Origin of the sequence: Roseburia hominis, from assembly GCA_040702975.1 — a bacterium.
Classification (GTDB): domain Bacteria; phylum Bacillota; class Clostridia; order Lachnospirales; family Lachnospiraceae; genus Allocoprococcus; species Allocoprococcus hominis_A.
Genome location: CP159990.1, coordinates 1,085,437 through 1,098,781, shown reverse-complemented (window position 1 = coordinate 1,098,781; position 13,345 = coordinate 1,085,437). Strand labels below are relative to the sequence as shown.

Below are 13,345 nucleotides of genomic sequence, written 5' to 3'. Positions count from 1 at the left end.
TATTACAGGTTTTTCCGGTATTTAAGCTTTCCCTTGTCTTGGGACTATCTTTTCAAATCTTCCCATATTTTCTCTGCAATATTGGTAAAACTGTTGGTAAAATTTCGCCCTGTACCAACAGGCTCTTCAGGCGTCCGCCACCCGAAGCAGCTCTGCCTTTGCGTCATCATACTGCACATGTGTGTAGGTGTTCAACGTCACGCTGATATCCGAATGCCCCATAATGTACTGCAATGTCTTCGGGTTCATTCCGGATTTTGCCATATTGGAACAGAAGGTATGCCTGCATACATGTGGAGTAACTTTCGGCATCTGGATACGATAAATCTTATTGTATTTTTCAACAATATGTTCCATGTACTTCTCCCAGTGAAGAGCCACCATCGGCATATCATTCTTGTCCAGAAACAGAAACCGAATATAGCCATCCACCATCGGTTCCACTTTCGGTGCTTCCCGGTTAGCAATGATGCGGCGAAAGCATTCCGCCACTTCCTCTGTCATCGGCACATAACGGACACCGCTTTCCGTCTTTGGTTCCTGAATCACGTACTGCATCTGCGATGTGCGCTGCAGCTGATGATCTATCTTGATTCGCATATCGCTGAACTCAATATCGGGAATAGTCAACCCACAGAACTCCGAAATCCGCAGGCTCGTATGAAAGAGGATATAAATTGCATCGTAGTATCTGCTGAAATGCCTATCTTCTTTGATAAATTTCAGCAAATCCCGCTCTTGCTTCCGGGTGATCGCTTCTCTGGTAACGGAATCATTGACGATTACAGATGCAAGTTCAAATCCAAAGGGATTTTTGCGAATCAGATCGTCATCCACTGCCATTTGAAAGGCCGGTCTAAGCACACCTCTGATAGAGTGAATGGAGCTGTACCCTCTGCCGTCCGCCTGCTGGAGCTTAATCAGCCACGCCTTTGCATCTGACAAACGTACTTTATCAATGCGCTGCTTTCCAAATGCTTCTTTCTTCAGGACATTAATAACTGTCTTGTACCCGGCAACGGTATTATGACGGACACCTGTTTTCAGAGATACATACTTCTCCACCAACTCAAGAACCGTGTAATTGCCTCCGTTGGTAACAATATGATCGAACAAATCCGCTTCGATCTGCTTTTCTTTCTCTCTCAGAGATAGCTCACGCTTCCTGCCTTTGGGTGTCGGATCCTTTTTGTCCAACCGCCAACTATATACATTCTTTTCCTTACCGTCCTCATCAATATACCGAAAACGATACCTCCCATCTGTACGCTGGTATTCACCTTCATGCAAAATCCTATTACGATTATCTCGCCTTTTTTCGCTCATGAAATCTCTCCTTTCAAAAAGGAGAGTCAGACTTGCGATGTCATCATACCACAAATCCAGCTCTCCGTATAGCTTTATCATGGAAAATCAGCAGTCTGCCACGATCTTTTTTCAAGAGTTTTTGCACGACAGTCGCCTGATCCAGATACCGTTCAAACTTCTCACGTTTAATCAACGCTCTATTTCCATTCATAACATAGAAATCTCCGTTTGGATGTTCGCCAATAATCGTCCGCAGCTTTGTTTCGCCGATATGATAATATCCTGCAGCCTCTTCAATGGTCAGCGTATATCTGTGCCAAACCGGAATATCAGAATTATAGTTTTCATTAACACTTGTCTTACTACTTGCCATAGGCATTTACCTCCATAACTATCGTTGTACAGCAGTCACCAAATGGATATGCAAACATATCCGCTTGGCTCGTTGCCCGCGCATATGAAATAAGCCAGACAGGGGATGGGCGGCAACGAAGTCCGGCAACGGGCTTCAAAAAACATTGAAAATAATCTCTGTCTGGCGGTCTGCTTATCTATTTACTTTTTCTTTTATTTTTTGGTTGTTAAGGGGGAGAAAAGCCCGCAGTTACGGGATTTTTCCCGGCAACCGGCCCTTTTGCCTGCCGTATTCCCCAAATATCCGGGGATTGGAGAAATACCGCCATCCCGTGATACAGTGGTTCATGATGTCGTTGATCTCCCGGATTTCCCACTGCCTGGGTTCCTCGCAGGGATGGTTCAAGGCTTCCCGGTAAAGCTGCTTGGAGCAGACGGCGCTGCCGGTATAGCGGTCAAGGTAGGCTTGTATCATCCCCGCTTTGGTATCCTCCGGCATAAAATCCCGCTGGTGTACCTTCAGGTACTGTACCATTTCGGGGCTGAATACCAGCTTAAAATTGCCGCTGCGGTAGATTTCCATCGTTTCCGCCCATACCTGCCCGATGTAGGCTCTGGAAGCGGCTTCATCGTCTAAAATGTGTACCTCCGCCCGTTCCGGGTAGACCATGACCGGCAAAAAGCGCCGGTTCCCGGTGCGGTCAAGGGGCAGGAAATCAAGGGCGTTGGAAGAACCGCCAAACACGCACTGTCTCGGCCTGTCCTCCGGGTGGATGGCATACGGCACTTTATAGACCTCCTTCTGGCGGCTCAGGAAGGACTTGATTTCCTCAATGCTTTTGGCATTGGCTGTGGCGATCATCTCCGACATTTCAATGATCCAGTGGCCCTGCAGTTTCCGGTACACGTTATCATCGTCCAGCTTCCGCAGGTCATCAGAGAACCATTCATCCCTGACCGCAAGGAAGCGGAAGAACGTGGATTTCCCGGCTCCCTGCCCGCCCACCAGACAGAACATGACCTCGAACTTACAGCCAGGTGAGAATACCCGGCATACCGCCCCCAGCAGGAACAGCCGTAGAGACTGGTAGGTGTATTCGTCCGTGTCGGCTCCCAGAAAGTGCCGCAGGCAATAGCGGATTCGTTCCGTGCCGTCCCACACAAGGCTGTCAAGGTACTCCCTTACAGGGTGGTAGGCGTTTTCCTCGGCGGCAAGCTCGGCAGCGTCCTCGATCTTTTTCTCGCTGGTAAGGTTATAATTCTTTTCCAGATACAGCCGGATATACTTCATATCGGTATCCGTCAAGGCTCTGCCGGGGCTGCGCCGTTTGCGGATGGGCCTTATCAGGTCATTCCGCTCTGTCAGAAGGTTCTTTGCGATTGCGCCGGACAGCACCGGGTCATACCGGAAAACAGTAAGGCAGTTCTGGATACTGTTACGGACACCGCCTTTCTCGGTGCCCTCTAGCATGAATTTCACTTCTTCAACGCTCTTGGACGGCGACGCTTCGTTTATGGTGTCGGTCACGGCCTGCCGTACCTCCGGCGGCAAGCTCTGCCATTCTTCGCTCAAGGTTCCTCACTTCCTTTCCGTATTCGATAATCAGGGAAGCACGTTCCCCCAGATCAGCAGACAGCAGCACATCCAGCAGGTATCCCACATGGCTCTTGCGCTGCAGGGCTTCCGTAAACAAGGGGTTCCGTTCTTCCCCCGGCGCCTGCGGGGCAAACTCCTTTTCCCAGCGGCTCAGGAGATGGTAATAATCGGACAGCACCCGGAAGCAGTACCGCTCCATGCGCTTAAACTGCTGTTCCGGCGTTTCCTTCCGGGGCGGCGGCTTTGCCCGGCGCCTGACCGGCAGTTCCCTGTCCTCATAGGGGATGGAAAAATCCTGCGCCAGCCGCAGGGCGGCTTCCTTAACAGGCAAACCGTAAAGCCGTGCCACAAAATCAATCACATCCCCGTCCGCCTGGCAGCCGAAGCAGTGGAAGCGGCGATCTACTTTCATGCTGGGGTTTTTATCCTTGTGGAACGGGCAGACGCACATCCCGTTCCTGCTCACCCGGATTCCGTATTGTTCCGCAGCCTGCCGGATGGTAACAGACTGCTTTACGGCTTCAAATACATTCAATCGTTCTCCTCCTGAAAATAATTAGAATTAAAAAAAGCGCCTGTCATTCCCTCGGTGAAAATGGCAGACGCCTGATTGCTTAGTGTTCCATATCCTGTTTTTTCTGTTGCCGGGGCTGCTCCTGCCTCAGTTCCTCCCTCTGCTTTATGCCCTCGATCTTCCAGTTCAGCTTCTGCGTGACGGAAGCTTTCTTCCCCGGTTCCGGGGCTTCCCTGCGTTGGTCTGGCGGCAATACTGCGTTGATCCAGTTCCGTACATTCCGCAGTACCTTCACCTCCGACTGGATCGCTGCCAATTCCTCCTGTCCGGCGTCCCTTTCTTGCGCAAGCTGCCGCTGCTCTGAGCGAAGCTCATCCCGGTTATACGGAAGCTCAGATTCATGGGCTTTAAAAAACCGCCTTGCCGCAAAAAAAGCGCCCAGTTCCTCCCGGTGCGCTTCCGCAAATTCCTCTTTCTTCCTTTTCCAGCCGATGGCGGCATATTCCTTATAAACGACTTTGTTTGCTTCATGGTTTGCGATATGGGAGAGGATGGTATCAATAGCCCCTGTCCGCTTTTCTTTCTTCTTCATATCAGCACGGACAGAAGCAGCTTTCCGGCTAACCGCATCCAGATGGACGTCAAGGCTCTCCACGGTGGTAATCTCCTTCTCCTGCAGGAAACGGATTGCTTCCGTCACCTTGTTAAAATCGGCAACACTGCCTTTGAGCTATCCTTTTGCCGCCCAACCGGTGCGTTCTTCCTGCCGCAGATTGATATACCGAAAAAGCAGCTCCTGCAGTGTCGGCTCCTTTTCCTGTTCCAGTGCTTCCATGAGCGCCGCTTTCTTCTCCTGCAGGTCAGAAAGCCAGCCTTTCAAGTGGCGCACCATCTGCCGAATGGACTGCATAAGGCTGTTTGCCGCTTTTATATCCCGGTTCAGGTTCCCGATATTGGTCTGGATACCTTTCCTCTCCATATGGCTGGCGGCGGCTCCCATGTGGACAGTGGGGATTTTGTCAATACCCTGTCTCTCATAGGATCGCAGGTCAAGGCGCTCGGTACGTCCGGCAGCTTCCAGATAACGGTTTGCGGTATCAGCCCAGCCCTGCCTCCAGATCTCTGCGTATTTCTGGTCGTTCCAGTCCACGGTGTCCTCCTTGTGGCTTTTCCATCTGCCGGACGCAAGCCGGATTCTCTCCCCGTTTTCGTCAAGGTCATAGACCTTGCGGCTCTTGGGACGCCATTTTCCTTTTTCATCCATCGCCCGCAGAGTAAGTAGGATATGGGCGTGTGGGTTCCCGTCCCCTTTGTCATGGATGGCAACATCTGCAATCATGCCTTTGGAAACAAAAAACTCCTGGCAGTAGTCACGCAGCAGATCAGCGTACCGTTCCGGGGGCAGCTCCCTCGGAATGGCAAGGATGATCCTGCGGGTAAGCTGGGAGTCCCATCGCCTTTCCACAGATTCCGCAGAGTTCCACAAGGTGTTGCGGTCTGCATACTCCGGCGGCGTATGGGGCGGCAGCATGATCTCCTTGTGGACGACTTCTCTCTTATGGCCGTAATACTTTTGTTCCTGATCGTACTCAGAAAACAGCCTTTCGCCGCTCTGGTAGGCGGCAGAAGCAACAGCGGAGCGGTCTTCGCTCCGTTTGATGATGACAATATCATAGTGCGGACACAGCATGGCGTGGCCTCCTTTCTCCTGGTTTCCGAACAAAGAAAAAGCAGGAGACCTTTTCAGATTTCCTGCCTGGTGGTGTCGCCGGTGAATGGCTGGTTATTCTATTTTTGATGAGCTATCAGTTCAGAAAACGTGAATTTTCTAATCTGACAAATGGAATTAGTAAAATACAGCAAAGTGAAATACATCATCCTCATTTCCTAAAAATAAGCAGTTACAATTGGGATTAGTTTCACCTATTAAGTCCAATGAAAGCTCTCCGTATGCTCTATCATAGTTGTAAACTATATCTGAAGTATATGTTGGAACCTTAGTTTTTCTTAAAAATGGAAAATATGCTAATCTTTCCTCGTTAACCAATGGTTTGCTCCCAGCACCACTCCCCAACTGTAAATACTGTGTAATTGAATCCACGCAATTAAACCATCCGATTACAAAAGCACGTTTATGCTTATAACCTTTTTCAATTTCTTCAATTAGCCAGTCAAAATCTTTCTGATATTCAGCCCATGTTTTACTGGCAGAATTAGTTCCTGAATTGCTTTTCCAGTTCTTTAAATATTTAATTTCAATTTTAAAATCTTTAGATTCAACATATAGGTCATGATTTACCTTGCTTCCATTTTTCTTTCCATCGCCTACTGTGTAATGAACCGTTTGTTTAAAAGGATATCCCAGTCTAACCGTAATATCCATTTCATTATATTTGTCATCAGCTATCTGTTTGAGTTCTTCCTTAGACAACCCTCCATACTGTTCATTTAATTCATCAATGGTAAATAAACAAGTTGACAATAAATATTGACTAATGGTTGGCTTTTTCATTCTATATTTCCCCCTACAATTACGATTGTCACTGGCTCCATTATACTTAATCCTACCTGAAAAGTATAGTTTGATTTCATAAAACTTGTCGGGCGGAAACAGCTTGCAGCGCAAGGTGCTTCCGGGCGGTAAGTCCACAAAAGGGGAGCTGGCGGCTGTCAGCGCAGGGGAAGTGTAACGTTCCCTGTGATGATTGAGTGAAGCCGAAATCATCCGCCCCCTGCAAGGGGCTCTCGGCAGAGCGCAACGCACCACTTTTCAAGTGGTGTATAGTTGCGCCCTCTTTCAGAGGGGGAAGCCCCGGCTTGCCGCTCTGGAAGCAATTATGGCCGTTCCCGGCCTGACTGCTTTTGTCTTTTCGCTGTTTTCTTCGCCTTGCTCTGCGCCTTTGTTTCGGCAAGCCTGCGCCGGATGGAATTGTCCCTCTTCTCAATAAAGTGCTGTTTTGTGGCAGCAATAAAGCGGCGGCACTCCGGCTCCGGGATTGCTTCCAGCTTGCGGATGGTATTCTCCACGATCTCCTTTGTCTGCCTGTCATGGATCACAGGTACGATCTCTTTCAGCCCGGCAAGGGGTTCTTCTTTCGTGCTGGCGGCATATTGATAAACCATATCCAGCTCATTCTTTGTAAAATCCATATTATTCCATTTCCTCCTTCTGCGTGTTGCTGAATATCCTCTGCATAAGCTCATGGGTATCACTCTGGTGGAAGAGCAGTTTTAAAAACGTTTCCACCTGTTCATCCGTCACCGCTTCCGGCTGGGGAAAATAACTTTCCAGCATTGCCCCTCTGGTGCAGAGCCGATACGTCCGTTCTTTCCGTGTCAGTTCCTTCGCCTGATGTTCCAGTATCTTTTTTTGCTGCTGTGCTTTGCGGAGCTTCGCTTCGACTTTTTCAATTCTCTTGGTAATCTTTTCAATTTCTTCATTCATGGCGGATTTCCTCCTTCCCCGGAATCAATACATAAATCCTGTTCGCTTCCCCAACGCCCTGCCGCACCCGCATAATCAGCCCGGCTTCCTCCAACTCATTCAGGGAGCGCTTGACGGTCATATGGCTGCGGGAGAGTGCCACCGACAATTTCATAATCGGGAAATGGATAAATAGTATCCCGTTCATATCCTCCAATCCGTTTGCCAGAGCAGCGTCCAGCATACAGGCATACATGATTTTTGCGGTGCTGCTCACCGGGAGCCGCAGCGTGGCTTTGGGAAGCGGCATACTTGGTGGCAGGTCTGTATCCGCTGTCATAAATTCAAATTCCATTTAGTCGGTGTCCTCCTTTCTATGCTTTGAGCGCTTAGATAAATAACGGGGGCACTCCACAATCACAGCCCGGCTGCTCTGCCTGCAGTCACGCTGGCATTTCCGGCACAGGTCATTGTAGGTTTTTCGTCCCCGGCCCTTCAGAAAGAAAGCAAGTTCCTGCTTCTGCTTCTTTGACATTCTCGGCATAGTGCCTCCTTACAAAAAAGCCGCCCATGTCAGCCAGAACAGCGGAAATGGGCGGACAGTATTTTTAGTGTCATGTTTCGGGGCGGTTTTGGGGCAAAATCCGGCCATAGAGACGCCCGGAAATCCTTTGGAATAATACGGACAGGGCAGACTATGCCCCATCCCGTCTGTTGCGTTTCGGTATCATTTTGGTGTCCATTTTGCCGTTTTATCCTGGTGTCGTTCCTCCCCTGAATCTCACAGCGGTGTATCGCTCCCTTTGGTACGCTCATTGCGTCCAGGGTTCCTCCATCTCCCTGCCGCAAGTCATGGCGCTACATCCCCGGGGAAGCATATCCCACACAGGCCGGTCATTCGATTGGAATAATCCATCGATGAACTAAGCCTATTATGGAACATTTTCGTGCCCTGTGCCGTATGTCCGCAAAGTAGGAATACCGCCCCAAAAGAGAAAAATTCCACGATTGCGGAACGGTATGCTATAATGGCTTTTGCGGCGTGTCAACAGATTATATCCTTTGCTTGACGGAAAATAGAAACCACCCAAACACAGAACTTACGGAGCTGCATTTGAGTGATGACATGCTGGATTTATTGAAAAGCGGGCGGATCAACAACCGGCTGCTCTGTGAGATTGCCACCCACGATAAATTTAAAAAGCTGATGATTGACACAGAAATCTACATAGACGGCCATGCAACCGCCCGTTTCCGGGATATGAACGAAACACTGGAAGAACAACGGCTTGCCTTAATGGGGGAACATCAGCTTGTGGACGGTGATCTGTACTCGGAGACATTGCGGGCAGGTCAGATAGAGGAAGAAGATTTTTTCTGCCACATCACGCACAAAACATGGGACGCAATCCTTCATGACATCCGCAAAGCCCACGAACATGACATTGACAGCACGCCGGATTTTTCCCTTACAAAAAAGATGGCAAAAGAAATCCAGAATGCCCTCCGGTTCCCCGGCGACCACCTTGCAAAAATCTGGAAGGCGATTTTCAGCCAGTTTGGCATTGATTTTGATAAGCTGTCCGCAGAAGAACAGAAGCTCCTGAAAAAAATACTGGCAAAATCGCCGGTAATCAAAAATAATCCTCTGAATATGCGGCGCAGGAAATAAAATGCCGCCGCTGTGAGAAAAAGCATTCCCGCAGCGGCGACTTTTTTATGGGCAGATTACTCCTGTCCCTTACTTTTTTCTCCCGCATATTCGATTTCTATTTCATAGTCTCCGTCATCAAACCCAATCTGTAAAGTATAATCTCCAATCCTCATTTCTCCATCATCCACCGGTTAAAATTTCTTTTGCCCTGCGTCAAAGATTACAAATTCTTCTACTAGCTGGTTCTTCACCGCCTCCAGCATTTTGCGGATACAGTCATCACAAAACAATGATTTCATCCTCTGGACACTGACTATCCCCCGTTCCCTCTGTACTGTCACGCTTCCCCTACTATTTCCCGGCGTTTTCGTGATATGCAAGCTTGATCCGCTGATCTCGTCATAACCAAAGTTCACGCTCGTGCCATCGTATTCGCCCCCATTCGGGTTCTCCCCCTTTTCAAACAGATCCAGCTCGTAGGGCTGCTCGGTATTCGTACACACAAGATAAACCTGCGAAGTGAAATCCACCGTGCAGGTACGGCATGTTTCCGCTGTGTTTGGAATATACTGGATACAGTTTTCTATCTCCTGCCCATATTCAGAAAATACAAGATCATTCCGTATGGTTTTGGCGATTTCGTCATATTCGTCCTGCGTTGCAGAACCGAGGTAAGTCGCTATCATTTCCATGACTGCTTCCATGTCCTCGCTATTCTCACGACTCACCCGGATATTGCTGATTGCAATCACAAAACTGGATAGGCCAACTGTAACCATGCAGGCCATAAAAGCCCCATACCTCAGGTTTCTCTTATCAGACTGACTTAAATGATATACAGAACCATCCAGTTCATCATCCCGCCAGAAATGCCGCCATTTCCTTTTTATTGCGCTCCATAACTTCTTCATATCCCACTCCTTTCTGTTTCAGATGCAAATATTATCAAAAATACTGTTTCAGGCTACTCTTAGATCATAAAATGATGTCACTAGACTGTCAAGTAACTGTATATTATTTTACGGATTTCGATTACCATTTACCTAGACTCAAATCGGAGGACAGGGATATGGCAACCAATAAAAGAGTATTTACCTTGCGTCTGTCGGACGAAGTATTCGATAAAATAGGCATTCTGGCTACAAGCGAACACCGCTCTCTGACGAATTACATTAAATACATTCTGATCCGTCATTTAGAGGAAGTGGAAAAAAAGCGTGGAGAGATAAAAGCAGAAGAATAAAGCAGTCAATTACATCTTTCATTTTGCTTTTATATGCAAAGTGCTATCACTTGACAGTTTAGTGGACGTATATTTTCAGAGCAAATTGGTTTACCACAAATTCATACCCGGAATGGAGGGCAGGAAGATGGCGACCAACAAACGTGTATTTACTCTGCGTCTGTCAGACGAAGTATTTGACAAGATCGGTATTTTGGCTACAAACGAACACCGTTCCATGACGAACTATATCGAATATGTACTGATCCAACATCTGGAACAGGTGGAAAAAGAGCGGGGCAGGATCGAAACCAATCAATTACAATAAAATGAACCGATCGAGTAGGAGGAATTTCTCTAAATGAGAAATTCCGACCTCTCACACCACCGTGCGTACCGTTCGGTACACGGCGGTTCAATCAACTTAACAAGTAACACACCTTTCGGTGTAGTAATCTAGCATTGAGACTAATCCAAATGAGGTTAGCCTCTTGTTTGTTATTGCTATATTTACAGCACCACAACTACATACATGTGCGTAGGCTCTTGAACAATAGCCAACTTTATATGCTGTAACTCTGTCAATTCCAAGTTTCATCAAATTCTTTGCACGATTTTGTGGTGTTTTCCAATGTTTCCATATACACATGCGTAGTCTGTAGCGAATGTTTGCGTCAAGTTTTGCGCAAAGGCTTTTCATACTACCTATCTTGAAGTAGTTTACCCATCCTCTGATGAGTTGGTTAAGTTTCTCTACTTTGTAACTATTACTAACGCCCCAACTACGGCACGTGAGTTCTTTCATCCGTTTCTTGAATTTCGCGACTGATTTTGCATGCGGTTTTGCCTTGAACTGATGTGCTCTTGAGTCGAAGTAGAATCCGAAACCAAGGTACTTAAGCCCTCTTGGTCTATCTACTTTGCTCTTGGTCATGTTGACCTTAAGTCCTAGTTTCTCCTCAATAAATCGAGTTATATTTCTCATTACTCGGTTTGCAGACATCTTACTTCCGACCATAATGATGCAGTCATCTGCGTATCGTACAAATTTTAGCCCTCGTTTCTCCATTTCCTTGTCAAGTTCATTCAGCATGATGTTTGCTAACAATGGAGATAGATTTCCGCCTTGTGGTGTTCCCACAACAGAATCCTCGTATTCATCATCTATCATAATTCCACTAACAAGGTACTTTCTTACAATAGAGATGACGTCTCCGTCCTTTATTGTTCTCCCAATTAAAGTCATTAGCTTGTCATGATTTACTGTGTCAAAGAACTTTTCCAAGTCTATGTCTACAATCCAATCGTTACCATCATTCATCATGTCAAGTGCTGTTAGAATTGCTTGCTGTGCACACCTATTAGGTCTAAAACCATAACTATGCTCATGGAACTGTCCCTCATAGATTGGTGCTAATACCTGTGCAATAGCTTGTTGTACAAATCTGTCTGTTACTGTTGGTACTCCTAGTTTTCTGACACCGCCATCAGGTTTTGGTATCTCCACTCTTCGTACTGGTTGAGGTTTATATTTTCTTGTCCTCAACTGTTCTTTGATGGTTTTGCCGTTCTTTACAAGATGTTCTTTGAGTTCTGTGTACTTCATTCCGTCCACTCCCTCTGCACCTTTGTTTCGTACGACTTGCAGATATGCTCTATTGAGGTTATCATTAGATAAAATCTGCTCCATTAGACTACTTGTGTCCATGCGTTCTTTCCTTTCCGTCTCGCTTGATTTGACCACCTTTTACCCGACTGGTTACGGCAGATGTTGTCATTTCTGCAATACGAGACCTACTCAAACTTATTGATTGTTCACCCCTTTGCTCCATCTCCATTACAGAGACTTCTTCACTACTATGGGTTCGGCTGACTTCTCACAGTTCGTTGTTACTAGGCTAATGAAACCTCTGTGAGACCTCCACGCTTAAGGTGCACGCTCTTTCCCTCCATATATCCGCCACATTTACTCTGTTACTACAAAAGTGGTAGTTATTAGACTTCGTCGTATTTAGCCAACTCATCTCTCGTAACCTAGCCTTATATGTGATTTCTGTCCGTCGGACCAGAGGTTTGCTTACAGCTTCCTTCAGATTCCACCTCACGATGAACACCCTTGCTGTTCAGCTATACATTTCCCACTACCTGGGCATGTTCGGGACTTGCACCCGTTAGAGCGCGCCCATGGCGCGCAAACTAAAAATAACCAGGCTGAGTTTCTCAGTCTGGTTACTTTATGCAGTAGAACACAGATCAATACCTGTGAACCGCAGGCAACTGCAAATGGCTTCTATAAAAAATCAATATAAAGTGTACACTTTACTTAAAAAAGGTAGGCTAAGGAGTAGTGCCGCTATATGAATTACCCAATATTATGTCTTGTATAGTCGGATGTTAATCTTTATCCTTTGCTTCTGAAGTTCCTCATCATATGGAACTTCTATCCCTTCTTTGAATATCATAAGTTCACTTGCTTTGCACTTGGAAGACACGCTATAATTCAAATCATACAAACACATCGAATAATCCCTGTAGATCTCTTCTATTTCCGGCGCATCATCATAGGTAATAATCCAGTCACATTTTACATGGTCTCTTATCGCTCTCTCAATACGAACATGATCTTCTAATTGGAAGTAATTCATATAAAGTTGTTTCCCCTTCTTAAAATACGGAGGATCAAAATATACAAGTGTATTTTCCTCATATAGAGGGATGTATCGTGTAATAAAACTATTAATATCCTTGTTGTAAAGCTTTATATCTGATTTTCTCTCAGCGATACTCTCTATCCTTCGGATTAACTCTTCTCTATTGAAACGCGCATCCATCTTCCATGATCCAGACTGATCCATCCCACCAATCACACCGCCCTTGATAATACCAGAACGGTTTGTGCGATTCATATAAAATGTTGCAAAGCCAAGTTCAAAGCTGTATTTATCGTTTCGCATGAGACAGATATCGCGCTGTCGGTTCCATTCTTCCACAGTAATGGGAACAACTGCAAGTTCCGCTATAAACCGATCAGTCTCAGTAAGGACAGCTTTCCAAAAAGACCAGATTCCTTTATCATAGTCGTTGATGACTATCCTACTGACAACACCTCGAAGGAGGAGTTCAATTGCAATGCCTGCCCCGCCAGCAAAAGGCTCGATATATGTTCCTCCATTATGTCCAAGATGCTCAATCATGTACTTCATAAATTCAGCCAATTTACCTTTTCCACCAGGATATCTCAATGGGGAATAGAACATATATCTCACCTCCTT

12 protein-coding genes and 4 pseudogenes are annotated in these 13,345 nt (G+C 46.6%); 3 read left to right on the top strand and 13 right to left on the bottom strand.

Annotated elements, in window-relative coordinates; all coding sequences use genetic code 11:
* Positions 1 to 126: 126 nt before the first annotated feature.
* The 10 genes and pseudogenes from ABXS75_05120 to ABXS75_05075 all read right to left on the bottom strand — a co-directional run bounded on the left by ABXS75_05120 (position 127) and on the right by ABXS75_05075 (position 7,741).
* Positions 127 to 1,326 carry a site-specific integrase gene (locus tag ABXS75_05120; GenBank protein ID XCP86189.1) on the bottom strand — a complete coding sequence of 400 codons (1,200 nt, stop codon included), beginning with the start codon at positions 1,324 to 1,326 and terminating at the stop codon, positions 127 to 129.
* A 124-nt stretch (positions 1,327 to 1,450) separates the two neighbouring features.
* Positions 1,451 to 1,681 (bottom strand): annotated as a pseudogene (locus ABXS75_05115) (excisionase).
* A 255-nt stretch (positions 1,682 to 1,936) separates the two neighbouring features.
* Positions 1,937 to 3,133, bottom strand: a pseudogene (locus ABXS75_05110) (virulence-associated E family protein).
* A gap of 13 nt (positions 3,134 to 3,146) precedes the next feature.
* Positions 3,147 to 3,794 carry a CHC2 zinc finger domain-containing protein gene (locus tag ABXS75_05105; protein XCP86188.1) on the bottom strand — a complete coding sequence of 216 codons (648 nt, stop codon included), beginning with the start codon at positions 3,792 to 3,794 and terminating at the stop codon, positions 3,147 to 3,149.
* Positions 3,795 to 3,873: 79 nt separating this feature from the next.
* Positions 3,874 to 5,463, bottom strand: a pseudogene (gene mobQ / locus ABXS75_05100) (MobQ family relaxase).
* 156 nt (positions 5,464 to 5,619) lie between these two features.
* Complete coding sequence (locus ABXS75_05095; GenBank protein XCP86187.1) at positions 5,620 to 6,285, bottom strand: hypothetical protein; 666 nt, start codon at positions 6,283 to 6,285, stop codon at positions 5,620 to 5,622.
* A gap of 380 nt (positions 6,286 to 6,665) precedes the next feature.
* Positions 6,666 to 6,923: pseudogene (locus tag ABXS75_05090) on the bottom strand (transposon-transfer assisting family protein).
* Between the two features lies 1 nt (position 6,924).
* Positions 6,925 to 7,218, bottom strand: a complete 294-nt coding sequence (locus tag ABXS75_05085) for a DUF3847 domain-containing protein (GenBank protein ID XCP86186.1) — start codon at positions 7,216 to 7,218, stop codon at positions 6,925 to 6,927.
* Entirely contained in the window at positions 7,211 to 7,552 is a 342-nt protein-coding gene (locus ABXS75_05080) for a DeoR family transcriptional regulator (GenBank protein XCP86185.1), read from the bottom strand. The genes ABXS75_05085 and ABXS75_05080 overlap by 8 nt, the downstream gene beginning before the upstream one ends.
* Positions 7,553 to 7,741, bottom strand: coding sequence for a hypothetical protein (locus tag ABXS75_05075; protein XCP86184.1), 189 nt, complete (start codon positions 7,739 to 7,741; stop codon positions 7,553 to 7,555).
* A gap of 570 nt (positions 7,742 to 8,311) precedes the next feature.
* Here ABXS75_05075 and ABXS75_05070 point away from each other — a divergent pair.
* Entirely contained in the window at positions 8,312 to 8,869 is a 558-nt protein-coding gene (locus tag ABXS75_05070) for a transcriptional regulator (GenBank protein ID XCP86183.1), read from the top strand.
* Positions 8,870 to 9,042: 173 nt separating this feature from the next.
* Here the strand turns inward: ABXS75_05070 and ABXS75_05065 are convergent, their stop codons facing one another.
* Positions 9,043 to 9,762 carry a hypothetical protein gene (locus tag ABXS75_05065; GenBank protein ID XCP86182.1) on the bottom strand — a complete coding sequence of 240 codons (720 nt, stop codon included), beginning with the start codon at positions 9,760 to 9,762 and terminating at the stop codon, positions 9,043 to 9,045.
* 158 nt (positions 9,763 to 9,920) lie between these two features.
* Here ABXS75_05065 and ABXS75_05060 point away from each other — a divergent pair, with 158 nt between their 5' ends.
* Together ABXS75_05060 and ABXS75_05055 are read left to right on the top strand one after the other, a co-directional pair.
* Entirely contained in the window at positions 9,921 to 10,094 is a 174-nt protein-coding gene (locus tag ABXS75_05060) for a hypothetical protein (protein ID XCP86181.1), read from the top strand.
* A 127-nt stretch (positions 10,095 to 10,221) separates the two neighbouring features.
* A complete protein-coding gene (locus tag ABXS75_05055; GenBank protein ID XCP86180.1) occupies positions 10,222 to 10,401 on the top strand; it encodes a hypothetical protein in 180 nt (59 codons plus the stop codon).
* 96 nt (positions 10,402 to 10,497) lie between these two features.
* Here the strand turns inward: ABXS75_05055 and ltrA are convergent, their stop codons facing one another.
* Both ltrA and ABXS75_05045 read right to left on the bottom strand, forming a co-directional pair.
* Entirely contained in the window at positions 10,498 to 11,781 is a 1,284-nt protein-coding gene (gene ltrA, locus ABXS75_05050) for a group II intron reverse transcriptase/maturase (protein ID XCP86179.1), read from the bottom strand.
* 664 nt (positions 11,782 to 12,445) lie between these two features.
* Positions 12,446 to 13,330, bottom strand: coding sequence for a DNA adenine methylase (locus tag ABXS75_05045; GenBank protein XCP86178.1), 885 nt, complete (start codon positions 13,328 to 13,330; stop codon positions 12,446 to 12,448).
* Between the last annotated feature and the right edge of the window lie 15 nt (positions 13,331 to 13,345).

Coding starts and splice junctions, on each gene's coding strand:
- ABXS75_05095 (XCP86187.1), bottom strand. CDS start 6,285: ATGAAAAAGCCAACCATTAGTCAATATTTATTGTCAACTTGTTTATTT.
- ABXS75_05075 (XCP86184.1), bottom strand. CDS start 7,741: ATGCCGAGAATGTCAAAGAAGCAGAAGCAGGAACTTGCTTTCTTTCTG.
- ABXS75_05045 (XCP86178.1), bottom strand. CDS start 13,330: ATGTTCTATTCCCCATTGAGATATCCTGGTGGAAAAGGTAAATTGGCT.
- ABXS75_05085 (XCP86186.1), bottom strand. CDS start 7,218: ATGAATGAAGAAATTGAAAAGATTACCAAGAGAATTGAAAAAGTCGAA.
- ABXS75_05120 (XCP86189.1), bottom strand. CDS start 1,326: ATGAGCGAAAAAAGGCGAGATAATCGTAATAGGATTTTGCATGAAGGT.
- ltrA (XCP86179.1), bottom strand. CDS start 11,781: ATGGACACAAGTAGTCTAATGGAGCAGATTTTATCTAATGATAACCTC.
- ABXS75_05080 (XCP86185.1), bottom strand. CDS start 7,552: ATGGAATTTGAATTTATGACAGCGGATACAGACCTGCCACCAAGTATG.
- ABXS75_05055 (XCP86180.1), top strand. CDS start 10,222: ATGGCGACCAACAAACGTGTATTTACTCTGCGTCTGTCAGACGAAGTA.
- ABXS75_05065 (XCP86182.1), bottom strand. CDS start 9,762: ATGAAGAAGTTATGGAGCGCAATAAAAAGGAAATGGCGGCATTTCTGG.
- ABXS75_05060 (XCP86181.1), top strand. CDS start 9,921: ATGGCAACCAATAAAAGAGTATTTACCTTGCGTCTGTCGGACGAAGTA.